This is a genomic window from Sphingobacterium deserti (assembly GCF_000757725.1).
Taxonomy (GTDB): domain Bacteria; phylum Bacteroidota; class Bacteroidia; order Sphingobacteriales; family Sphingobacteriaceae; genus Sphingobacterium; species Sphingobacterium deserti.
Genome location: NZ_JJMU01000048.1, coordinates 20297 through 44683, shown reverse-complemented (window position 1 = coordinate 44683; position 24387 = coordinate 20297). Strand labels below are relative to the sequence as shown.

Sequence of the window (24387 nt, the reverse complement as noted above, 5' to 3'; positions counted from 1 at the left end):
CGTCCTCTGCGTATTTCTTTACAACAGCTCCTCAGATGGATTGGCGTCCCTCTCCTTCTTAATTTTGCCTAACCGCAATAAAGATGGGTTAAAGAATGAAAATACGCCAATCAATATAATTACACATCCTAATGCTATAAAAAGGTAATTTACACCAAATGCATCCGCTGCCCAGCCTGTCCCCAATAGTCCCAATACCGTAGGAATGATAGCAATACTGAAATATAAGGAAAACACTCGTCCCATAAGTTCTGGCCGTACCTCTTCTTGCAGCACCGTCATGAAACATGCGTTGTAGACGGCCGCGGCAACTCCACCGATGATGGTTAGTCCGACAAAAATATAAAATGCATTGGATGATAAAGATCCAGACAGACCTAAAGAAAACCCCAATAAAATGTAGGTGCAGTTGATCAACAGTACTTTAGAAAACGAGGGTTTAAATATCCCGATCAACCCGCCACCAACGAGCATGCCTACGCCCCACATCATCTCGATAATGCTCATTTCCCACTTGCCACCGTGGAAATGATTTAGGGTAAGCAAGGGGAAAAGCACAGCGATAGGCATAATGCAAAAGGTCACAATCGTCGAGAACAGAAAAAGCCACATCAGCCCTTTATTGTGGATGATTTCCTGAAAACCCGCATGCAAATCGCCCCATACCTGCGCAAAGCTAGCCCGTGCTTTCTCTGCGATCTTTGGATTTGGGATATGTATAAGAAGCAACGAACTTACCGCGATAATAGCGCCGCCGATGTCCAAAAGAAGCACATTGCCTATAGACATGAGCGAGATCGCCAAAGCGCCCAACGCCGGTCCAGCAATAGATGATATCGATTGTATGGTCTGATTGATACCTGCAATACGCAACAACTCCGATTCGGGCGCAATCATAGGAATGGCAGCTTGCATGGCCGGCATATGAAACGCCGATCCCACCGAGCGCAATCCTAACATGACGTAAATAAGAAGCAAACTTTCATGCCCCATGTAAAAACTGATGGACATGACCAGCGTACAGGCCGCCACGAATGTATCAGCCAGCATCATCGTCTTTTTACGATCCCAGCGATCGATATATACACCGGCAAAAGGCCCTATAATTGCGCCGGGGAGCATAGCAGCTATCGCACTAAAGGCCAGTACCTCAGCAGATCCATGCACTATACTTAGCCAAATGATAATAGCAAAATTCACTGCAGAGCTGCTGATGAGGGATACGAACTGCCCTACCCATATAAATAAGAATTTCTTCTTCCAATTCTCTTTCATAAAATAAATTGTTGAAGCTCTTTTGTAATAAGCTTTGTGAAATAAAAATATACATTATGAATAAACGAGAAACCGTTTATCCGCCACCGGAACGCTAGGTCTGGAACCTAGCACTTACGCTATTCTGATGCGAATAGTTAAAATCCTGTATAAAGATGTGAACTTCATGATACACAAAGGTATAAGAAAATACGAGGAATGCAAAAGGGAAGTGATTTTACGGTAATAGGATTGTATGCTGCTACTAAATACAAACATCAAAGACAGCCTTTCGAACACATTTTAAGTAAAGATTTTTTGATGAAAAAATTTATTAAATAGCTTATATTCAAATATTTAAAAATATAATTTTTTATTCTTCTCTTAAACCTTCTCTTATTCTTCTCTTAAACCTTCTCTTATTCTTCTCTTAAACCTTCTCTTGCTTTTAAAGACCAATGGGGAGTTTTTGGAGTTCCATTATTTATTATTATCCCATTTATTCTAAGCTCTGAAATCAGATTACCCACCTTATTCTTCTTCTGTTTATCATCCATCCAATCAGGGAGCTTATTCCACAACAAATCATCTAAATCCTTTCTTTCCAAACTAATATGCTCTTTAATGGCCTTTTGAATAAGAATGAATGAAGTTTTATTTATTAACTTCACATCTAAAAACCTCGTGTTAAATATACCTAATAATTACTTTAGAAAAAATGTATTGTAAAACCGTAAGCAATCATTAGCACTAAAAGAGCAACTTAGGATATCCAGCAAAAAAGCTTGTTGCTACAGCGAAAACTGCCCTGCAGCTTCAGGCGTAACAACAAGCTTGATTTTCATTTGTAATCCCTTATCTAAGAAACAGCGCTTATTTCCTCACCATCCTTTTCAATCTTTGGCGGGATCAATTTATATACTACCGGCGTCACAATGCGCGATAGTAACGTAGAGCTGATCAGTCCACCAATCATGACGATCGCGAGCGGCGATATCAAAGGATTGCTTGACCAAGCTATCGGCAACAAGCCGCCAATGGCCGTCAGCGATGTCAAAATAATCGGCAAGAATCTTATTTCCCCTGCTTGCTCGATAGCCTCGTTTAGCGCCATGCCCTCTCGACGCAACTGGTTGGTAAAATCTACGAGCAAGATCGTGTTCTTTACTTCAATACCCGCCAATGCGACAAGACCAATAGTAGCGACGAACGATAGCGTGTTTCCTGTAACAAGCAGGGCTAGCACAGCCCCTACAATACCTAAAGGAATAACAGAAAGCACAATCAAGGTACTTTTAAAGGTCTTAAATTCAAGCACTAAAACTGCGATAAACAAGAATACAGTTACCATAATAATTGTTCCGAAACCACCAAAGGCCGTTTGCCGGCTCTCCACCTCACCACCCATTTCGTAGGAATAACCAGCAGGAAAAGCAAACTTGTCCATCTTTTCAATGACCGCATTGATCACCTCATCATTTGTATATCCTTTCTCCACCGAAGAATTTACGGAGACCGTGCGTTGTTTATTTTGGTGGTAAACGTTTGATGGCGATGTTTCAAAAGTTAGCGTTGCCAATTGGCTTAACGGGATCGCCGTCCCTTCCACATTATTTACGAAAATAGCGTCAAAAACATGAATGTCCGGACTATTTCCTCGAGGCACGGTAACCGTTATCCGGTAATCATTATCATCCACGTTCGGATCGGTATAAATGCCGGCTACATAGCCGGCAAGCGCCACCCGAATCGTCTGATCAATGCGCGCACTCGGAACGCCCAAGGCCATTGCTTTTTCCCGATTGATCTGCACCCGCAAATCGGTCTTCTTGTTTTTTAATGGGTTATTCACATAGACATTTCCGGCGGTGGTCTTGAGGATACCCTCAACATCTGCTGCGAGTCGCTGCAAGGTATCTAGGTTATCACCAAACAAGCGCACCTCCACCGGCGACAAAACCGGAACGCCCTGTTCAAAGTTCTTCACTTCAACTTTAGCGCCCAAATAAGAAGACCATCGCTCGCGCAGCTCTTCTATCAATTTTTCTTTCTCTTTCGCCTTAACATCTGCATGTAGCTGAACGAAGATATCTGCATAGGCGACATTCTCACTGCCCTGCGTCATGTTATAGTAGATGCGCGGATTTCCTTTACCCACATTGCTCGTAAAGTACTTCACCGCCTCGGTATCATGAAGCTCACTTTCAATCTCGCGGGTAATACTGTCTGTAGTTTGGATATTTCCCTGCAAGGGGCTGGCAATGTGAATCATAAACTGCGGCTTCTCGGAGGGTGGAAAAAGAGAGAAACCAACCAGCGGTATCAAGCCCGCCGCCCCGGCGAAGATCAACAATGCGATTACGCCTGTGCGTTTGGGATGCTGTAACGCTTTGTCTAACCAGACCGCATATGTACTATGGATAATCTTTTGCAAACCGCGCAAAATAAAGTTCCCTTCTTCAGACGCATGTGGTTTAAGCAACTTGCTTGCTAAAAACGGAACAACCAACAACGCGACAAACATAGAGCCAACGACAGATGCAATCACCGCTGTAGGCATACTGCGGATAAAGTCACCGGCCATTTCTGGCATAAACATCAACGGTAGAAAGGCAATAACAAGCGTTACGGTACATCCGACTACGGCCAATGCAATTTGACTGGTACCCTTGATCGCCGCGTCTACACGGGAATATCCGTCGCGCATCCAGCGCTCTATATTCTCTACCACCACAATACTATCATCCACCACCAGTCCTAAGGCGACAACGAACCCCACAATACTCAATTGATTGAGCGAATATCCAATGATGTTTAACGTTACCAAACCTAAGCCCAAGGATAATGGAATGGCAATCATTACGATTAAGGACGCACGGGTGCCTAACGGTAGTAGCGTAAACAACACCAAGGTGATGGCGATTAAAAAATCTATTCCCAACCCGCTAAGTCGTACATTCACTTGATCTGCCTGATCGAAGCTCACCACGAATTGCACATTGCTCGGTAAGGTCTTTCGAAATTCCTCCAATACCTGCTTGTATTCTTTTTGTGTCTCCGTAATGTTCATTCCACTTTTTTGTGCTGCATTGACCAATACGGCCTGGTACCCGTTTAGCCGAGTGATGTGATTTTTTTCCGCGAAAGTCGGATACACGTCAGCGATATCACCCAACTGTATATTACGCCCTTGCGCACTGGCGACAATGGTTTGTTTGATTTCTTCGATACTTTGATAGGCGCCACTGGTTTTCACACTAAACGTTCTTCCGCCTGCTACGACGCTACCGCCAGGTACGTTCTGATTCTCACTTTGGATAGACTGTACCACGCGATCCATCGGAATCTTCAGATTGGCCATGCGCGGAAGATCAAGGTCCACACGAATTAGCTGATCGGGAAGCCCATTGATTTCCACATCCTTCAGCGCACGTACTTTCTCCAATCGGCTTTTTAAATCATCAGCCAATCGCTTCATGGTCGCGAGTGACGCATTTTCCGATACCAAAGCTGATTGAATAACGCTAACGCCTGTAGGATCTATCTTCCGCACCTCCGCGCTATAGATATTCTCCGGCAGTTCCGGACGCGCGGCGCTAAGCTCGCGCACCAGTTCTTGGTATTTCGCATCGTAATCTTCGCCATACACATATTCGACGAATAGAAAAGCAATACCATTGCCAATGGTGGTTTTGATGCGCTTAATGCCGTCCAGCGCATAAAACCTGCTTTCTAACGGTTTTACCACAAGCTGTTCCATATCCTTCGGACTTGTGCCCGGGTAAATCACGGTTACTGGAAAGTTTACCGGTTTCATTTCGGGATCTTCAGATCGTGACATGGTCAACACCGTGCTAAGCGCAACCACAATAACCATCAGCACCATGATTAAGGTAAACTGATAATTTTTAATCGGGTATTTGATAAGGCTCATAACAAACGATTATTTTTGGGTTATCACTTTTATTGGTGCGCCATCAACCAAGTATGGACTGCCTGAAACGATGAGGGCGGTAGCGCTGTCCAACCCGCTCAATACCGTCACTTGGTCAGCAGATATTCCTCCCAGGCTAACTTTGACGCGCTTCGCTGTTTTATTATCATGGGTCACGAACACGTAGCCTTCTTTCCCATTTCCATCCAGTAGCGACTCGTAAGGTATATTCCAAACCGCATTCTGCTTGGAGCTTTTGCGGAATTCAGCGCGAGCAAAGACGCCAGAAGCCAATTTATTCTTAGGTGCTCGTGCTAAGCGCAGAAAAATGCTAAATGTGCCAGTGTTTGGGTCCAAACCTTCGGATTTACGCGTTACAGAAGCCGGAAAAGCTTGTTCGCCAAATACATCTGCGCGTATACTTGCGGTATCCCCAATTTGTATCATAGACCACTGCCGATCTGATACACCTACCTTCAATTCCCAATGGCCCTCATTGGCACTATTAACCTGAAATACAGGAGTACCAGGACCAACAACCTGACCTTCCTGAGCCAATCGTGCTAATACATAACCATTACTTGTAGACCGAATCTCTGCATACTGCTTGTTAAATTGAATCGATTTTAAGTCTTGTTGTGCCACGCTCAGCGCCGTTTGTGCGTTTTGCATCTGTTCTAACGTCGTCACGCTATCGCGATAGAGCTTACTTGCTCGATCATAATCGCGTTTAGCTTTCTCCACGGCCAAACGGGCTTGCGATGCGTGTGCATCTATTTCATCTTGATGGACACGGGCCAATAGTTGCCCAGGACGTACCGCATCCCCTTCCCGTACAAACATTTTTTCAATGACACCACCGCTTTTGAAACTTAACATCGTTTCATCGTCCGTGGTGAATGTTCCCGTGGCCTCAAAAGCTACAGCCGACGCACTATTGTGTAGGGAAAGCAAAGCTACAGGAACAGTATCTGTACGAGGGATATCCGTTGAGCGATCTGCTTGATGACAGGATTGTATGGTCGCTGCAACAGCAAGTGTAGCGACGAAAAGATAAGGGCGAATTGATGTTTTCATTATTGAACTATTTGGAAGGTTGCAGATTCACGTTCTAAAGAGGCTAAGGCCATCAAGATTTGCAGTTTACTAACAGTTTCTGAAAGCTTAGCGGTGGTATACTGGCTGCGTGCATCGATGGTTTCCATGTAGGTATTCACACCGGCTGAAAAACCCTTCTGAATTAAACGCTGGTAGGTGGAAGCCGTTTCTAATTGTACCTTTGCCTTTTCAAAGTTTTTAAATGACGAGAGCACTTCGTTCCGTGCCATCTGGATAGCCATAGACAATTGTTGTTCGGCTTGCGCTTTTTTATTTTTTGATACCGCGAGGTCAACCTTCGCTTCTTGTATCTTTAAGCGGTTTCTATTGCCTTGAAAGATGGGCATTTTCATTGTTAATCCAACCATAAAATAACGCGAGTTGTCGTTAAACTTCAGACCCTCAGCTTGAGAACCCAAGTCAAAAAATCCGCTTATTTTTGGCACGAGGTACTGTTTATTCATTTTGACTATAGACTCTTGAATAGCGATTCCAGTCTCCAACGATTTTAACTCTTCTCTATTGGAAACATCCACGTCGTCCCATTCTGCCAAAGACCACAGGCTCTCCCGAGCCAAAAGATCATCCTCAAGAATTGCTGACCCTGCATCTCTGTTTAGTAACATATTGAAGTATAGAGCGGCATTTTTGATATTTTTATCTGCATCGGCAAGCTGTGCTTCGACAGCAGCGACTTCAGAATTAGCTCGTATGACGTAGGCTGGAAGACCTTTTCCAGCGTCCAACAATTTTTGATTTACCCGACGCCCTTCTAATGCAAGATTTAATGATGATGTGTACACAGCCTTAATCTGCACGGCCGTCAAATATTTATAATAGGCGTTTTTGATTTCTTTGATCAGCTCTCGTTTATAAATTTCAACCTCATTTTCCTGAAGGTGCACGGTAGCCGCCTTGATACGTTCGTTGTAACCTATATCGGTATTTAGTAATGGCATCGTGGTCCGGATTTTGGCATCATAATAATTCTGGGGAAGGAAATTTATGGTTTCATTACCTATTTGTGGAAATGCTTGGGATTGCGTCAATGCATTTAACGTATTGTAAACGGGATTGAGAAGATCGCCCACAGGCAGTTCAATGGAGCGTCCACCTTTCGCATGGGAATAGGCTACATCCACGTCTATGGCTGGTAAGTATAAAGATTTTGCCACCTGCATGGCATTTAAGGCGCGCTGCAGGGAAAGGTTTTTTTCCTGCAGTACTAAGTTATTATCCAAACCCTCGTTGAGATAGCCGTCCAATGCACCGGATTGTGCACGAGCACCGAAGACGCTGATCGCCACCGCGACGACGTAAATAAATAGTGTTCTCATTATTAACAGCGTTAAGTATATGTCTAAATTTTTTTATTTTGTAGATTCTAGATAATGTACAAATACACGAAATGCTTTTTCCACCATTGCTTCCTGTTCGTCATTATTTAAGATCACTTCCATCATATTTCGTAGATGGCCTGACACATATAGGGAACATAAACCATGTACAGAAGACCAGGCCTGCACAGCTACTTGAACGGTATCAAGACCTTTAAAATAGCCAACTTCTTGACAATCGCGCACCGTCTGCAGTAGAAAGTCAAACACCCGTTCCCCCTCTTCCCATGCGCCATCGACGCAGTGAATTTGCAGATAATGCATAGGGTCTTTCATCATAAACATCACCTCATAAAAATCAGGATGTTTTAGGCCAAACCGCAGGTAGCATTTTCCGATTGCTTTGAGGCGCTCGAAGGGAGATTCAACTTCCATAAGTGGCTGAAAATCCTGCCGAAGCATTGAAAATCCCTCCTGATGCAGGGCGTAGATAATGTCGCTTTTGTCTTTGTAATAAAGATAGATGGTTGTAGGACTGAATTCGATTTCTTGTGCAATCTTACGAATCGATGTTGCTTCGTAGCCCGCCGTGACAAATAGCTTCTTTGCCGCCTCTAGAATGCGTTTCCGTAAATCTTCTTTGTGCCTTGTCTTTCTTTCTTGAATTCCCATTACATCGCAAATTTAAAGAACAGTGTTAACCTATGCAACTATTATTAAAAAAAAGAGCCCCTACTTACGCAGAGGCTCTCCAACCTTAAAACTTAAACACTTACTTTACTTCAATAAGTCTCTTTGCTACAATCGCCTCTTCTTTCTTCCCTACAGAGACATTCAATACGCCGTCGGTATAAGCTGCATCAATGCTATTGTAATTGACCGATTCAGGTAGCGAGAACGAACGGGTGAAAGAGCTGTAGCTGAATTCTTTCTTGCTATACAACTTTTCATCTGTCCCGTTTTCTTCTTTGCGCTCCACCGAAATGGTTATTAAATTTTTATCAACGTTTATCTTGAAATCAGACTTTTGTAAACCCGGTGCAGCCAGCTCTATATTAAAGGAGTCTTGCGTCTCAGATATATTCACCGCAGGAACCCGGGTCACTAAACGATCCGTTATAAACGAATCATTGAAAAAATTATCGAAGATGCTGTTCACATAAGGGTTTACAACATCAGAATTAACAGTTTTTGTCGGAAATTTGATTAATGCCATTTTTATGTCCTCCTTAATTTTTTTGTTTTAATGATGTTAAGTGTTTAACAAACTATATACCGAACGCATTTTCGGATAAAACTAACGACATTTTGTCGGCTAATTTTATTTTTCAATGCCAATATGTCTTGCGTCAAAAGCTATAGTGCTTAAAATGACAGTGTTTACTAAAAGCCGATAGCTTCAGCTGTGTAAGTTATAGAAACTCTGCTATGGATATGGTCTCTTCCAAAAGGTGGTGTTGTTTTGCGAATAGAAATCGTAATCTTGTTGGCAAATCCATAGCGACTACGGGAAATATCCAATATTTCTTTCGCTGCTGACTCCAGTAATTTACGGTCTTTTTTCATCACATCACGAAGGATGTTGTATAGCTCTTCATAATTCAGCGTATGTGTTAATACCTCCGCATCGCCGTCCTCGTAGGGAAAGGCTACGCAAAAATCAACAAAAAATTCATTTCCTAGCAATCGTTCTTCCTCGTAATAGCCAATTGGAGAAAAAAAACGAACATCTGTCAGTGCTACTTCTTGTGTTATGAAACCCATGTCACAAAAATAATAAAATAGTGGCATACAAATTTTACCCACAACCAACAGCACAACAAAACGTAAAATTTCGGACAAGAAGCACGTTACTGCCGAGAAATATGTATACTTGTTTTAACTAAATAAGATAACATGAAAGCTTTATACTTATTGAATACCGCACTTTTCACGGCATTATCTTTAGCTTGTATTGCGCAAACAAAGTTTAAACCGGAAGACACTGAATTTTATGAACCCAAACCACGCGTTGTGATGAATGATGCGCAGGTACCAAATGACGCCATAATACTCTTCGATGGTAAAACTTTAGATAAGTGGGAAAGCAAAAACAACCCGTCGCAGGCAGCACCATGGACGGTCCAAGATGCTGTACTGACCGTAAACCCATCGACCGGCGACATACAAACAAAGGAAAAATTTGAAGATTTCCAATTGCATATTGAATGGAAGAGCCCAGAAAAGATAAAGGGTGAAGGTCAAGGACGTGGAAATAGTGGGATTTTTCTTCAAGGTTTATATGAAGTGCAGGTGTTAGACAATGATGACAACCCAACATATGTAAATGGGCAAGCGGGTAGCATCTATAAACAGCGTCCCCCATTAGTGGAAGTTCGTGCTGATCAGGATAAATGGCATCGGTATGACATCATTTATAAAGCCCCGCGTTTTAATAAAGATGGGATGCTGATTAGCAAAGCTACGGTGACCATATTACACAATGGCGTGTTGGTACAAAACAATACACAAATCGAAGGAACGACAGAGTACATCGGCCTTCCGAAGTTGCAGGCACATGGGTCAGGTCCTATCGTGCTACAAGACCATGGAGACCTGGTACATTTCCGCAATATCTGGATAAGACCTTTGTAACATTATCTCCGCGCTAATGGAAGAAATTTTAGATTGCGGTTCAATTTCCTATTTTAGCAACCTTAAAATTTTTCCATAACATGAAGAAACTTTTGATACTGTTCCTTCTCGGATCTTCCTTGGCCTATGGACAACGGAATTTCACGATCGAGGAGACCGTGTTCGGGCCGAGGCAATTTGCGCCGCAGAATTTGGTACTACCGCAATGGATCCCAGGCGCTGAGGCATTCACGCACCTGGACGCCCAATACCAAAACTTAGAAATTCGGGAAGCAGCAAACAATTGGCAGCCTATGCGCATCTTATCCGTGGGCGACCTCGCCGAAGCATTAAAGATAGCGACAGGTGAAACTATTAAATTGTCCAATTTCCCTACAGACTATAAATGGATCAATGCCAATACACTGAATTTCTCCTACCAAAGTGCACAACAGCAATATTATCTCGTTTACGACATCCGCGATAAGAAAACAACCATCCTTTCAAAAACACCTGTTAGCGGGCGCAATGTGGAGCGAAGCGACGACTATAGGAAAGCGGCATACCTTATCGGAAACAACATTGAACTTACGGATGCGTCCGGTAAGACGACACGGGTAACTACGGATAAGGTAGATGGCCTTGTCAATGGCAGTGATTATACGCATCGGCAGGAATTTGGCATTACCAAAGGGATGTGGTGGAGCCCAGACAATGAAAAATTACTGTACTACCGTAAGGATGAAACGATGGTTAGCGATTACCCCTTGATCCAATGGTCGGATCGGGTAGCTACCGTTAAAAACATCCGTTATCCGATGGCAGGAATGAAAAGCGAGGAAGTTAGCCTTGTGGTTTACGACAGCCGCAACCAGCAAAAAACAACCTTAAAAACGGATGGCCCCAAAGAGCAGTACCTCACGCTCTGCACCTGGGATCCATCTGGTAAATTTGTTTACGTCGGTGTGCTTAATAGAGGACAAAATCACCTTAAGTTGAATAAGTATGATGCAACATCCGGCGCGCTAATAAAAACACTCTTCGAAGAAGAATCATCATCGTGGGTAGAGCCGCTACACGCGCTAAGGTTCGTCCCCAACAAAAACGACCAATTTTTATATCAAACCGACAGGGATGGATTCAACCAACTCTACCTGTACAATACCGAAGGTAAGCTTATCCGTTCCTTAGGCTACGACAACGTTATTGTCGAGTCACTTGGTGATTTTTCGGCTGATGGCAAGAAAATAAGTTATACCGGGGTTACGAACAATGGTCTCGACCGTCACTTATTTCAGGTAGATATTAACACGGGAAAAACACAGCAGTTAACGAACGAATCCGGTGTTCACCAAGCCAGTCTGAGCCATAACGGAAATTACTTGTATGATCAGTATAGCAATCTCACGACTGCGAACAAGATCGTGGTTCGCAGTATTGGCAACAAAAAAAGCACGACACTCCTTGAGGCGTCCAACCCTTTCCAGGGAAAAATTGATCTGCCAACCATAGAGCCAGTCGCATTGACATCAGCCGATGGAAAAACGCCATTGAACGGACGAATTATTTATCCGCCAAACTTCGATGCAACGAAAAAATATCCGGTGCTTTATTATTTGTATGGCGGTTCACATGCGCAGCTGGTTCAAAATAAATGGTTATATGGAGCGGGCTACTTTGATTTGTATATGGCGCAGCAAGGCTATGTGGTTTTCACGATGGACAACCGTGGATCCGATGCGAGAGGCCGTGATTTTACCCGCGTGACCCACCGAGAGCTTGGGAAAGCAGAAATGGCAGATCAGCTACAAGGAGTTGCTTACCTCAAGAACAAACCCTTTGTAGACAGCAAGCGAATGGGCATTTTCGGTTGGAGCTTCGGCGGTTTTATGACGACTTCGTTTATGGTAAATCAACCCGATATTTTCCATACGGCAGTAGCCGGCGGACCAGTTATCGACTGGAAATTTTACGAAGTGATGTATGGCGAGCGGTATATGGACAGCCCACAAGAAAATCCAGAAGGCTATAAAAGCACATCACTGCTCCATAAAGCAAAGCAGCTTAAAGGAAACCTAATGATTATTCATGGTGCTCAAGATCCGGTGGTTGTACAACAGCACAGTATGGAATTTATAGAAGCTTGTATTAAAGCGGGAAAGCAGGTTGACTATTTCCTATATCCTACACATGAACATAACGTCTTGGGGAAAGATCGTATTCATATGTATGATAAAATAGCCAAGTATTTCGACATCCACTTAAAAAAATAAGGGAAAGCTATTAAAAAGGCTCACCGACTAAAATTTAACGGAGCAATCTTATGTTAGTAACATATGGATTGCTCCGTCATCATCAATTCACCTCCTCCCGAGCGTGATATCTAAGTTTCTAAAGGATTGGAACGCCCTTTTAAATGCCTACAAGCGCTTTATGCAATTTGTGCGGACTTTCCGTAACTTTCGTTGTGCACACTCGCAACAGCGCGGCCTGAAGGATCGTTTAAGTTTTGGAAGGATGCATCCCAAGCCAATGCTTCAGGTGTACTACAAGCTACCGATTTTACCGAAGGAACCGTTTTCGCAGCCGCCTCTGATGGAAAATGAGATTCGAAGATCGTACGATATAAAAACTCCTCTTTATTTTTAGGCGTATTTACCGGAAAACGTGACGCTGCCGTTTCGAATTCCACGTCGCTAACTTTCGCTTCAGCTTGTTCCTTCAACGTGTCAATCCAACTGTAACCTACGCCATCAGAGAACTGTTCTTTTTGTCGCCAAGCGATGCTCTCCGGCAAATAGTCTTCGAAAGCTTTTCGAACCACCCACTTCTCCATACGACCATCTTTGATCATCTTGTCAGCCGGATTTAAGGTCATCGCCACATCCATAAATTCTTTATCAAGGAATGGAACTCGACCTTCTACACCCCAAGCGGCTAATGATTTATTTGCACGTAAACAATCGTACAGATAAAGCTTTTTCAGTTTGCGCACCGTTTCCTCATGAAATTCCTGCGCATTTGGCGCCTTGTGGAAATATAAATATCCGCCGAATAATTCGTCAGAACCTTCCCCGGAGAGCACCATTTTTATGCCCATAGACTTGATAACGCGCGCAAGTAGATACATCGGTGTAGACGCTCTAATCGTTGTCACGTCGTATGTTTCCAAATGATAGATAACATCACGAATAGCATCTAAGCCTTCCTGAATAGTAAAGTTAATTTCATGGTGAATGGTACCAATATGGTCTGCTGCTTTCTGTGCTGCAATCAAATCTGGCGCACCTTGTAACCCTACCGCGAAGGAATGCAGTTGCGGATACCACGCTTCTTCCGTTCCGCCCGTTTCAATTCTTTTCGATGCAAATTTCTTGGTCACGGCCGCAATGACTGATGAGTCCAAACCGCCAGATAATAACACACCATAAGGCACATCAGACATCAACTGCCGCTGCACAGCTTCTTCAAGAGCCGTGCGCAACTTTGCGATATCAGTTTCGTTATCCTTAACGGTTTCAAAAGCTTCCCATTCGCGCAAGTACCACTTTTTAGGCTCAACACCCTCTTTACTGTACAGGTAATGGCCTGGAGGAAATTGCTCCATTGTCGCACAAAAACCCTCCAAAGATTTTAGTTCGGAAGCTACAAAAACTTGTCCGGCCTCATCTTTACCGTAATATAGAGGTATGATCCCCATGTGGTCACGAGCCACTAAAAAAGAGTCGTCACGGCCATCGTACAATGCGAAACCGAAAATACCATTTAAATCCTCTATAAACGAAGCTCCCTTTTCTAGGTAAAGCGCTAAAATCACCTCTGAATCCGAATGCGTGGAAAAATCGTAATTCGGCAATGTATTGCGCAACTCTTGGTGATTATATATCTCGCCATTAACCGCCAAAACGACGTTCCCGTCTGGGCTAAATAAAGGCTGACTTCCCGATTTCGGGTCTACAATAGCAAGACGCTCATGCGCCAAAATCGCTTTTTCACCGCTAAAAATACCTGACCAATCTGGTCCGCGATGCCTAATACGCTTAGACATCTCCAAAACCTGCGGTCTCAGCTCTTCCGATAAGGAAGACTTCAAATCAAAAGCTCCAACAATTCCACACATAAAATAAATATTTAATACTGTTCTCTACGTTTAATCTCAATTTCTACACAAAGAAAAGTATTAAAAATTAAAATCACAATATTTTATCATTTTTATTGAAAAAAAAATAATAAAAAACATGTATAGTTATAAATTCAATACGCAAATTATACATCTGTTAATACATCACATAATCCACATAGTAAGGCTGATATCTGTAATTACTTTTTGGAAACGTTTACAATTTTGGAAATACTAATAATCGTTCAGTCGTTGAACAGAAATAAGCAACACCTTTCTAAAATTTCGATAAGCCTGTAATCCATTGATCTAAAAAAATAAGTAGACAATAATCGGCAGGTAGGCGCGAGCGATGGGCCCGCGCCTATTCAACATACCTTTCGGCTAGCGCAATGTATGAGATTAAAATTTGCTCTGATTGACCGGGAGCTTTGTCTATTAGATTATACCATGTAGCGAATGTCCGCGAACACCCAACGCGTCGACGCGTCTTTCTACCGCTTCATCTTTTATCAATGCTGGTGCGTGATGAGGCTTGCTTCTCGCGTCAATAATCAAAGGGCCATGGCAACCCCAGTGCTTGAAGCTAGTGAAGCTATCCACCCCATAAATATCAAACGCGGGATTGCTTCGCGTAAAAGTTACCCAAACAAAATTGTTTACGGTCGCTGCAGCGAAAGAAGCATCGTCCACTAAAACAAGTAGCTGCACCCCCTCCATAGATATATCTTTTAAGACGTTGCACCAACGCTCGATCACCATTGCCTCCTCTTCGTAGTTTGTAAACTCTTTTCCATCAAGTACCAAGACGCCTGGTAACGCTAATTTCATCCTGTTGAATGGTCGTGGAAATGCGACATGCGCAGGAACTTCCTTGAGCAGATCACGCTTCTTTTTTCCTACAGCAGCAAAGGTCACTTTTGAACCTGCATTCAGTCCATCACCTGTATAGTCAAGCGTATCAATCGTGGTATTTGTTTGGAAATGAACATCCCTTGAAAAGTCAATACGTTCGAGCATATGGGTCATAAACTGTTCTACGTTATGAATATCCAACGAGGCGTTATCCGCGTATGCGGATATGAAAAGATATTTTGCCAAACTCAATTGGTTAGTTCCCAAGATTTGATTAGCTATAGTAAGTAGTTCTTGCGGACGATCTACTTCCTGATAAGGTGTATACCGTTCGCTTCCTATAGCAAATAATAACGGATGTACACCCGCAGCATCTACCGCATGTACAGCATGCAAACCCGCGATTTGTTGTGGTATAGCCTTGCCCGTGATCTCGTGGATTAGCGCACCAAAGCTGGTATCCTCCTGCGGCGGACGTCCCACCACCGTGAATGACCAAATCGGGTTTTCGCGGTGATACACGCGATGCACTTTCATCAATGGAAATGGATGCGTTAAGCTGTAGTAACCGATGTGGTCGCCGAAAGGCCCCTCGGGTTTGTTTTCCTGGGGATACACCGTACCGGTAATGACAAAGTCAGCATCCGACGAAATGCAAAACCCTTCTTCATCATAAAAATAGCGGAATCTTCGGTTGCCCAATGCACCGGCAAATATCATCTCGGACAGGCCTTCGGGTAGCGGCATAACGGCCGAAAGCGGATGCGACGGCGGTCCGCCAACAAACACACTAACCTTTAACGGCCTACCAAGTGCGTTAGCTTTCGTTTGGTGCACACCTATTCCCCGATGCAATTGATAATGGAGCCCGATTTCGGCATTGGGAACATAATCGTTTCCGGAAAGCTGTATGCGATACATCCCTAGATTGGCCTGCATAATACCCGGACGTTCGACATCTTCGGAATATACTTGCGGCATGGTAATGAAGGCGCCGCCATCCATTGGCCAGTTCACGATCTGTGGTAGCTCGGAAATTGTCGTTTGCCCATACAAAATAGGTGATCCTGTTTTTTTACGCCAAGGCAATGCCCCAAGCGCTACCATGGATGACCCAACATACTCCAGCGGCTTTTTTAGCACGGACATCGGATTCATCTTAACATCCACAAGCTTTTTGACATGATCGAGACTATCTCGAAACATAAATTTTGACCGGTCAAGTGTACCGAAGAGATTGGAAACGGCGGGAAATTTGGATCCCTTGATATTTTCAAATAAGAGAGCAGGTCCCTGCGCATCAAAAACGCGCATATGTATAGCGGCCATCTCCAAATAGGGATCCACTTCTTCTTTGATCCGTATCAGATGCCCGTGATTTTCTAAATCAGCCACACAATCCGCTAAACTCTTGTATCCCATATCTCGTTTTTTATGTACACAAAAATAGCAGAATAGTTGAGTTTAATGAAACGTGATGGTTAGACAAGTGATTTTACTGTAGACGATTCGCGCTATTTATCCACTCGCAAAATATCATTTACCCTCGAAAATTCAAAAGGCATTTCTGCTTTCCAAGTGTTACCAGTCCTGTTATCGGATTGAATAATACGGCTGAGCTCCGCATAATCCGTACTGCTGATATCAAGCTTGTATTGATACATAAACTTCACTAGCCACCCAGGTACATTGACTATACGCTGCCCGGATGGAATAAGCTCAAGTTGTTTGTAACAATCAAATATTTTCAAAAATGAATATTCTTCCTCCCCACCGACTTCAAGTACCTTATAGTGAAAAGCAGAAATGTGCAGCATGCGCTTTAACCAACGTATTAAATCATGTGCCCCCAATGGTTGAAATACCCGATTCGCATACCGTTGCGAATAAAATATAAATTTTCTTTTTGCAATATTTTTAAACACCCTATCGATTAGCGAGCCTTGGCCTACGACGCTGTTTTTTAACACAATCGTGTAATCCATATTAAACTCTTCGAATAGATCTAATATTACCTGAATGCAAATTTTATCTATCAAACGCGCGACATAAACTAAGCGACTACAATTTTTCGTTTTCAGGATATGGATGAAATTCCGAAGAAAGAGCAATTCCATCTTGAGGTTGACGATATCATGCAGTGTCGGAACTTGCGTAAAGTAAAAGGCAGCATCTATCTTTGGAATAGGCAAATCCGCTTCTACTTCGGTTTTTAGCAAATCCGCCTCATACAACTTGGCCCGGACGGGTTCGAAGAGACGTTTTTCAAACAGCTTGATGTTTCTTGTAATGGCATAAACATTGGTTTCTTCGTCAGCCATCAGGCTGACACTTCTTTGTCCGACGTAGTTATTTAACCCACTAATCAATATATCCATAAGCTCCCTTCACAGAAAAATCAGTTATTAATTTCAATAACAAAACAGTAGAGTTCGGTTTATGTTCGGGAAAAATACAATTGTTACAATAGCCGATTTAGCGTGGCCACGAAGTAATGATTATTGTCTATACTTTGTAAAAAGAGACGCATATTTAAAACCAATCTAAACGAAACAGATTCTTTGGTTATATTTGCATTATCTATACCATCTAAGCAAACGGATTTCTTGTATGACAAAAAAGGTGATTTTAATATGGTTTCGAAATGATCTGCGCATTCACGACAATGAAATTTTGTTTGAGGCTGTAGAAAGAGGCGATATTGTCATCCCTGTTTATTTTTTCGACCCGCGATATTTTAGGAACAACAGTAATGGTTTAAAAAATACGGGGGTAGCAAGAGCGAATTTTTTACGCGAGACCGTCATTGAATTTAAGCAAAGCCTGCAAAACCTTGGTGCTGATTTACTGGTATTTCATGGGAAACCTGAAGACACGTTGGGTACACTTTGTGCTAAATACGATGTGACAGAGGTATATCATCATCGCGAAGTAGCTCAGCGAGAAACTAGAATATCCGAGTTGGTAGAGGTTGCATTATGGAAAGAGAAAATTAATCTTAAACATTTCATTGGACATACGCTTTACCATAAAGAAGACTTACCCATTCCGATCAAAGACATTCCGGACTCTTTCAGTGCATTTAAGAAAAAAGTAGAAAAGGAAAGCTTTGTGCGGCCGGTTCTTCCAGCCATTGCAACGATTACCACGCACCCTCATCTGGAGGAAACCGTGGTACCAACATTAGCAGAACTCGGTTTTTCCACTGACGACACAACTAGTCTTATTATCGATGACACCACATTGCGGGGTGGCGAAAAGCGGGCGTTGGAAGTCATAGAATTGACCTTATCCTCAAACTATGATGAGCCGGACGACTATAACTTAGTATCCCCTTACATCGCCAATGGTGCCGTCTCTCCTGCTTTTTATTACCACAAACTAAAAGCGGCAGGCACACAACTGAACAAAAAGCGATATGATAGACTTATCTCCAGACTTTTATGGCGCGACTATTTTCGGTTCATGCTAAAAAAATACCCAAATGTTTTCTTTAAAAATCATAGCCCGGGAATTGACATCCCCGCATCCATAGAAAGCATTCGGCGTTTAGCCCAAAATGGATCTGATGAACCGGTCATTCAGGTGCTTTTGGAGCAGTTGATAACCGAGGGGAATTTACCTTACGAACACCGAGAAATATTAGCAGCTTATCTTCTGCAGGAATTAAACGTCAATCACCTAGCTGGCGCGCAATTTTTCGAAGAATATAGTATTGATTATGCTCCTGCTACGACCTATGGACATTGGCTTCACTTGGCAGGATTTGGAACCAGCGCGAAGGACAATCTTAAGAGTGACTGGCGCGAATTAATGAAAAAGTCTTACCGCTTACGCTCGACGGTAAAATAGCGGTCCTGACCATAATCAGCAGGGATGAATAATAGCCTTTTCCAAAATTTGTCACAAAAGATAGAAATCTTCAAAATTATCAGTTTTCAAGCGTTTTTTTGTTCATTTTAAGCGTGTCAAGTATTTATTATTTGCTAACTTTGAGCAAAATTTTTATACGTAAGATTTCCTCATGGACAAATTATCATATTTGAGTAACGCAGATTCAGGCTATATTGACTCGTTATATCAAGCATACAAGGAAGACCCTAACGCAGTAGATGTAAGTTGGCAGAAATTTTTCGAAGGATTCGAATTTGGCCAAACCAGTGGAACCGGCGCTGCTGCTGCCGAAACTCCCGAGCAAGCAATTAAAGAGATCAATGTTTTAAACATGATCAACGGATACCGCGATCGCGGGCATCTTTTCACCGAAACAAACCCCGTTCGTGAACGTCGTAAATATTTCCCGGGCAAGGAGCTCGAAACTTTTGGCCTTTCGGAAGCTGATTTAGATAGCGTCTTTAATGCCGGTGTTGAGGTCGGTTTGGGACAGGCTAAACTAAAAGATATCCGCCAGCTTATCGAAGAGACATACTGTGGCTCTATTGGAGCAGAATTCCGCTACATCCGTCATCCTGAGAAAATCAAATTCCTTCAAGACAAAATGGAGTCCGAGCGTAATACGCCAAACTTCTCTTTAGAGGGCAAAAAACGTATCCTTAAAAAATTAAACGAAGCTGTAATTTTTGAAAGCTTTTTAGGCACTAAGTTTTTAGGCCAAAAACGCTTTTCCCTGGAAGGTGCAGAATCTTTGATTCCAGCCCTTGATTCCGTTATACAAAAGGGTTCTTCGTTAGGAATTGAAGAGTTCGTGATTGGTATGGCACACCGCGGCCGCCTGAACGTATTAACGAACGTGATGGGCAAATCATACAAGACAATCTTTTCTGAATTTGAAGGGAAGATGTATGAGGCCGATCCAGAGATCCAATTCGGTGGTGATGTGAAATACCATTTAGGCTTTTCATCAGACATTACTAGCCAAGATGGTAAGAACATACACTTAAGCCTTGCACCCAATCCATCGCATTTAGAAACTGTGGATGGCGTTGCGGAAGGTATGGTGCGTTCGAAAATTGACCTAAAATATGACGGGGACTCTTCGAAAATAGCGCCGATCCTGATACATGGTGATGCAGCAGTCGCTGCGCAAGGTATCGTGTACGAAACCATTCAAATGTCTAAATTGGATGGTTACAAAACAGGTGGAACAATACATATCGTTATCAACAACCAAGTCGGCTTTACCACGAACTACAAAGATGCGCGTTCGTCCACCTATTGTACAGATATTGCGAAAGTGACATTGTCTCCCGTTTTCCATGTGAACGGTGACGACGTAGAAGCCTTGGTTTATGCAATCAATCTAGCGGTAGAATACCGTCAAAAATATAAAACAGATGTTTTCATCGATTTGCTCGGATACAGACGTTACGGACATAATGAGGCCGATGAGCCAAAATTCACACAACCGTCGCTTTACAAATTGATCGAAAAGCATCCAAATACGTTGGCACTGTATGTAAAGAAACTGGTTGATCAAGGAAGTATCGACATCGACTTTGCGAAATTATTGGAGAAGGATTTCCGCGCAATACTTCAGGAGCGCTTGGACGAAGCGAAAAAAGTGGAGGAAATAAGCGAAGAACGCCCGATGTTTGCCGGTGCTTGGAAAGGGTTAAGACCAGCTAGAGGAGCAGATATTTCAATAACGACAGAAACGAAAGTAAGCAAGGAACAATTCTTAGCCTTAGCCAAAGAGATGAATAGCTTACCGAAAGACAAGAAGTTCTTCCGGAAAATTACGAAGGTATTCGAAGATCGATTGAAAATGATCGATACCAACAAATACGACTGGGCAATGGGCGAGCTAATGGCTTACGCAACGCTATTAAGTGAAGATTTCCGCGTACGCATATCTGGACAGGATGTACAGCGTGGTACATTTTCTCACCGCCATGCCGTTGTAACGCAAGAAGATTCGGATGAAACATTTACGCCGCTATCTAAACTAAAGGGTGGAGAAAAGTTTAATATTTACAATTCTCTTTTATCAGAGTATGCGGTATTGGCTTTTGAATATGGATATTCATCGGTAAACCCAAATTCCCTGACTATTTGGGAAGCACAGTTTGGAGACTTCGCCAACGGTGCTCAAATTGTATTTGACCAGTACATATCAGCAGGTGAAACGAAATGGAGGCGTTCAAACGGATTAGTGATGTTGCTGCCGCATGGCATGGAAGGTCAAGGTCCAGAGCACTCCTCATGCCGTATTGAGCGCTATTTAGAGCTGTGTGGAAACAATAATATGATCGTTGCAAACTGTACAACACCTGCAAACTACTTCCACATGCTGCGTCGCCAATTGCATCGCGAATTCAGAAAACCACTTATCGTAGCAACACCGAAAAGCTTGTTACGTCATCCAAAAGCGGTGTCATCTCTTGAAGATTTTACGGATGCTGCATTTCAAGAAATCATTGATGACAAAAACGTATCGGCAAAATCTGTGAAGCGTGTTTTATTGTGTTCTGGAAAGATCTATTACGATCTTCTAGAAAAACAAGAAGCAGACAAGCGAAAAGACGTAGCTATTGTTCGCGTAGAGCAATTGTATCCTATCATGTACGATCAAATTGAGGCGCTTCAAAAGAAATACGCGAAAGCGGAATTTGTATGGGTGCAAGAAGAAAACGAGAATATGGGTGCATGGCCATATTACAGCCGCAAGTTCCGCGGCAATAGCCTTGACCTGAAAGTGATCGCTCGTCCGGAAAGCGGCTCGCCTGCTACAGGGTATATGAAGCATCACTTAGCACAACAAGCACAGATCATTAATAACGCATTTGAAATTTAAAACATATCGGCAGCTTGACATGTTGTTGGTATAACATAAAACAAAAATATGAGCTTAGAAATTAAAGTACCTGCCGTAGGTGAATCCATTACAGAGGTTACCTTGGCGCAATGGCTAAAACAAGATGGCGACTACGTCGAAATGGACGAAAACATTGCCGAATTGGAATCCGACAAAGCGACTTTTGAGTTACCTGCTGAGAAAGCTGGTATCTTACGCATTATCGCTCAAGAAGGTGACACTTTAGAAATTGGTGCAGTAGTATGTTCTATCGAAGATGGTGATGCTCCTGCTGCTGGCGGTGCGGAAAAGAAAGAAGAAGCTCCTGCCGAAAAAGAGCAAACTCCGGCATCGGCGCCAGCAAAAGAAGATCCGGAGAATCCAGATTCGTATGCTGCTGGAACAGCCTCTCCTGCTGCTGCCAAAATTTTAAGAGAAAAAGGTATCGACGCTTCTACTATTAAAGGTACTGGCAAAGAAGGACGCATCACCAAGGAAGATGCGGAAAAAGCTCAGGCAAAACCCGCGGCACCTAAAGCGGAGAGTAAACCTGCCGCAACCTCGTCAGCACCTGCGGTAGCGGGTGCGCGTAATGAACGTCGTGAAAAAATGACTTCTTTACGTAAGACGATAGCAAAACGTTTGGTAAGCGTGAAGAACGAAACAGCGATGTTGACTACATTCAATGAGGTTAACATGCAACCTATTATGGATCTTCGTTCAAAATATAAAGATACATTCAAAGAGAAACACGGTGTTGGTCTAGGTTTTATGTCATTCTTCACCAAAGCAGTAACTACAGCCCTGAAGGAATGGCCTGCGGTTAACGCGCGTATTGAAGAAAATGAAATTGTATTCTCTGACTTTGCAGATGTTTCCATCGCGGTATCTGCTCCTAAAGGATTGGTAGTTCCTGTCATTCGGAATGCAGAATCAATGAGCCTTTACCAAATCGAGAAGGAAATCATCACGCTTGCCACAAAAGCACGTGATAACAAGTTAACGATAGACGAGATGACTGGCGGAACCTTCACGATCACCAATGGTGGTGTGTTTGGTTCGATGATGTCTACTCCGATCATCAATGCGCCGCAGTCGGCGATACTGGGTATGCACAATATTGTGCAACGCCCTATCGCGGAAAATGGTCAGGTTGTTATCCGCCCGATGATGTATATCGCCCTTTCTTACGATCACCGCGTAATAGATGGTCGGGAATCGGTAAGCTTCTTAGTACGCGTCAAGCAATTACTAGAGGATCCAGCACGTCTATTATTAGAAGTGTAAATCCACATAATTTTTTCAATAAAAAGGTCGTCTTCATAGCACAGGGCGACCTTTTTAATTAGCATTCACTATACATATACATGAGACATATTTTCTGCAGGCTATCCGGCTATCTATTAGTTTTGTGCTGCTTCTCCACAATTTCAACGTATGCGCAGCAACGTGTAGGTTTTGATATTGATTTTTTTGGTTATGCAGATAACCGGGAATATAAATCGATATACACGGAACCGAAAACGATCTTTGGAACCTTAATGTCTCCCAACGTTTATTTCGCTATAGACAGCAACAACCGTATTATTGGCGGATTGCATTACAATCAGGACTTCGGTCGGCACCCGGAAAATAAAAATCGTGTATCGCCAATAGCCTATTACCAATACAAGAATAAAAACTTTGATTTCGCGCTGGGCCATATGCCGCGTTATGAGCGCCTGAAAGATGTGCCACGTATTGTATTGGCCGACACATTCCTGTATGATCGACCCAATCTTGAAGGGATGTACTTATCTTTTCAAAAGCGCGGATTAAAACAGGCATTATACATCGACTGGTTGAGCAAGCAAAGTTTCCGCTATAGGGAACAATTCGTAGTAGGTCTCACGGGTAAATACGCCATAGGAGATTTTTATATCAAGGATGACGCCCTACTCTATCATAACGCTTTAACCAGCAACGATAGTATTGACGAGCATATTCAGGACAATGGCTTAGTGATGCTGCGTGCAGGTGTCGATTTCAGCCGAAAAACCTTTCTAGATTCGCTGACTGTTGAGGTGGGCGGTGTTGTTGGCTTTGATCGCGTTCGGACAGTGTATGACCTGAGATCGGCAAAAGGGCTTATCGCGACCGCATTTCTAGGCTACAAACGCTTTTTTGTGGAAAACACAATTTACGTTGGCGACGCGCAAAACCTACCTAATGGTGATTCTTTTTATCATCGCAAACGCTATAACCGATTAGACCTCGGATGGGTGCCCTTCCGCAAAGGGAATTTGGATGGCAAATTTACAGCATCGTTTCATTTTGCACCGGATGGCTCCAGCAATCAACAAGCTTTTACGCTACGCTACCGCTTTGGCGCAGATATTTGGGAAAAAAAATAACTAATAATCTCGGGACTGTCTTTCTTACC

At 43.0% G+C, this 24387-nt stretch carries 17 protein-coding genes; 6 read left to right on the top strand and 11 right to left on the bottom strand.

The genetic code is table 11. The features are described 5' to 3' along the window. Positions 1-18: 18 nt before the first annotated feature. The 8 genes from DI53_RS12875 to DI53_RS12840 form a co-directional block, all read right to left on the bottom strand. Positions 19-1275, bottom strand: coding sequence for an MFS transporter (locus tag DI53_RS12875; RefSeq protein WP_037500161.1), 1257 nt, complete (start codon positions 1273-1275; stop codon positions 19-21). A gap of 398 nt (positions 1276-1673) precedes the next feature. Continuing rightward, complete coding sequence (locus tag DI53_RS12870) at positions 1674-1925, bottom strand: hypothetical protein (protein ID WP_037500159.1); 252 nt, start codon at positions 1923-1925, stop codon at positions 1674-1676. A gap of 188 nt (positions 1926-2113) precedes the next feature. Then, positions 2114-5188, bottom strand: coding sequence for an efflux RND transporter permease subunit (locus tag DI53_RS12865; RefSeq protein WP_037500157.1), 3075 nt, complete (start codon positions 5186-5188; stop codon positions 2114-2116). Between the two features lie 9 nt (positions 5189-5197). After that, positions 5198-6265 carry an efflux RND transporter periplasmic adaptor subunit gene (locus DI53_RS12860; protein ID WP_037500155.1) on the bottom strand — a complete coding sequence of 356 codons (1068 nt, stop codon included), beginning with the start codon at positions 6263-6265 and terminating at the stop codon, positions 5198-5200. Then, a complete protein-coding gene (locus tag DI53_RS12855) occupies positions 6265-7623 on the bottom strand; it encodes a TolC family protein (RefSeq protein ID WP_037500152.1) in 1359 nt (452 codons plus the stop codon). Before DI53_RS12855 ends, DI53_RS12860 begins: the two co-directional genes overlap by 1 nt. A 33-nt stretch (positions 7624-7656) precedes the next feature. Further along, positions 7657-8295, bottom strand: coding sequence for a TetR/AcrR family transcriptional regulator (locus tag DI53_RS12850; protein ID WP_037500149.1), 639 nt, complete (start codon positions 8293-8295; stop codon positions 7657-7659). A 100-nt stretch (positions 8296-8395) separates the two neighbouring features. Beyond that, the gene (locus tag DI53_RS12845; protein ID WP_037500146.1) at positions 8396-8839 is read right to left on the bottom strand and encodes an Hsp20/alpha crystallin family protein; all 444 of its coding nucleotides are present in this window, start codon (positions 8837-8839) and stop codon (positions 8396-8398) included. 167 nt (positions 8840-9006) lie between these two features. Further along, positions 9007-9387 carry a dihydroneopterin aldolase gene (locus tag DI53_RS12840; protein WP_037500143.1) on the bottom strand — a complete coding sequence of 127 codons (381 nt, stop codon included), beginning with the start codon at positions 9385-9387 and terminating at the stop codon, positions 9007-9009. A gap of 132 nt (positions 9388-9519) precedes the next feature. Between DI53_RS12840 and DI53_RS12835 the strand changes: the two genes are divergently transcribed. Beyond that, the gene (locus DI53_RS12835; RefSeq protein ID WP_037500141.1) at positions 9520-10257 is read left to right on the top strand and encodes a 3-keto-disaccharide hydrolase; all 738 of its coding nucleotides are present in this window, start codon (positions 9520-9522) and stop codon (positions 10255-10257) included. 80 nt (positions 10258-10337) lie between these two features. Then, positions 10338-12509 (top strand): S9 family peptidase, encoded by a 2172-nt coding sequence (locus DI53_RS12830; protein WP_037500139.1) that lies wholly within the window; start codon positions 10338-10340, stop codon positions 12507-12509. Between the two features lie 158 nt (positions 12510-12667). Here DI53_RS12830 and asnB read toward each other — a convergent pair whose 3' ends face one another. From asnB to DI53_RS12815, 3 genes are all read right to left on the bottom strand, one after another. After that, a complete protein-coding gene (asnB, locus tag DI53_RS12825) occupies positions 12668-14356 on the bottom strand; it encodes an asparagine synthase B (RefSeq protein WP_037500136.1) in 1689 nt (562 codons plus the stop codon). Between the two features lie 438 nt (positions 14357-14794). After that, a complete protein-coding gene (locus tag DI53_RS12820; RefSeq protein WP_037500133.1) occupies positions 14795-16633 on the bottom strand; it encodes a UbiD family decarboxylase in 1839 nt (612 codons plus the stop codon). A gap of 92 nt (positions 16634-16725) precedes the next feature. Further along, a complete protein-coding gene (locus DI53_RS12815) occupies positions 16726-17589 on the bottom strand; it encodes a Rossmann-fold NAD(P)-binding domain-containing protein (RefSeq protein WP_037500130.1) in 864 nt (287 codons plus the stop codon). Positions 17590-17821: 232 nt separating this feature from the next. Here DI53_RS12815 and DI53_RS12810 point away from each other — a divergent pair, with 232 nt between their 5' ends. From DI53_RS12810 to DI53_RS12795, 4 genes are all read left to right on the top strand, one after another. Then, the gene (locus DI53_RS12810; RefSeq protein ID WP_037500127.1) at positions 17822-19063 is read left to right on the top strand and encodes a deoxyribodipyrimidine photo-lyase; all 1242 of its coding nucleotides are present in this window, start codon (positions 17822-17824) and stop codon (positions 19061-19063) included. 172 nt (positions 19064-19235) lie between these two features. Continuing rightward, positions 19236-21965 (top strand): 2-oxoglutarate dehydrogenase E1 component, encoded by a 2730-nt coding sequence (locus DI53_RS12805; RefSeq protein WP_037500125.1) that lies wholly within the window; start codon positions 19236-19238, stop codon positions 21963-21965. Positions 21966-22013: 48 nt separating this feature from the next. Beyond that, positions 22014-23252, top strand: a complete 1239-nt coding sequence (odhB, locus tag DI53_RS12800; protein WP_037500123.1) for a 2-oxoglutarate dehydrogenase complex dihydrolipoyllysine-residue succinyltransferase — start codon at positions 22014-22016, stop codon at positions 23250-23252. An 80-nt stretch (positions 23253-23332) separates the two neighbouring features. After that, positions 23333-24358 carry a hypothetical protein gene (locus DI53_RS12795; RefSeq protein ID WP_037500121.1) on the top strand — a complete coding sequence of 342 codons (1026 nt, stop codon included), beginning with the start codon at positions 23333-23335 and terminating at the stop codon, positions 24356-24358. The last annotated feature ends 29 nt before the right edge of the window (positions 24359-24387 follow it).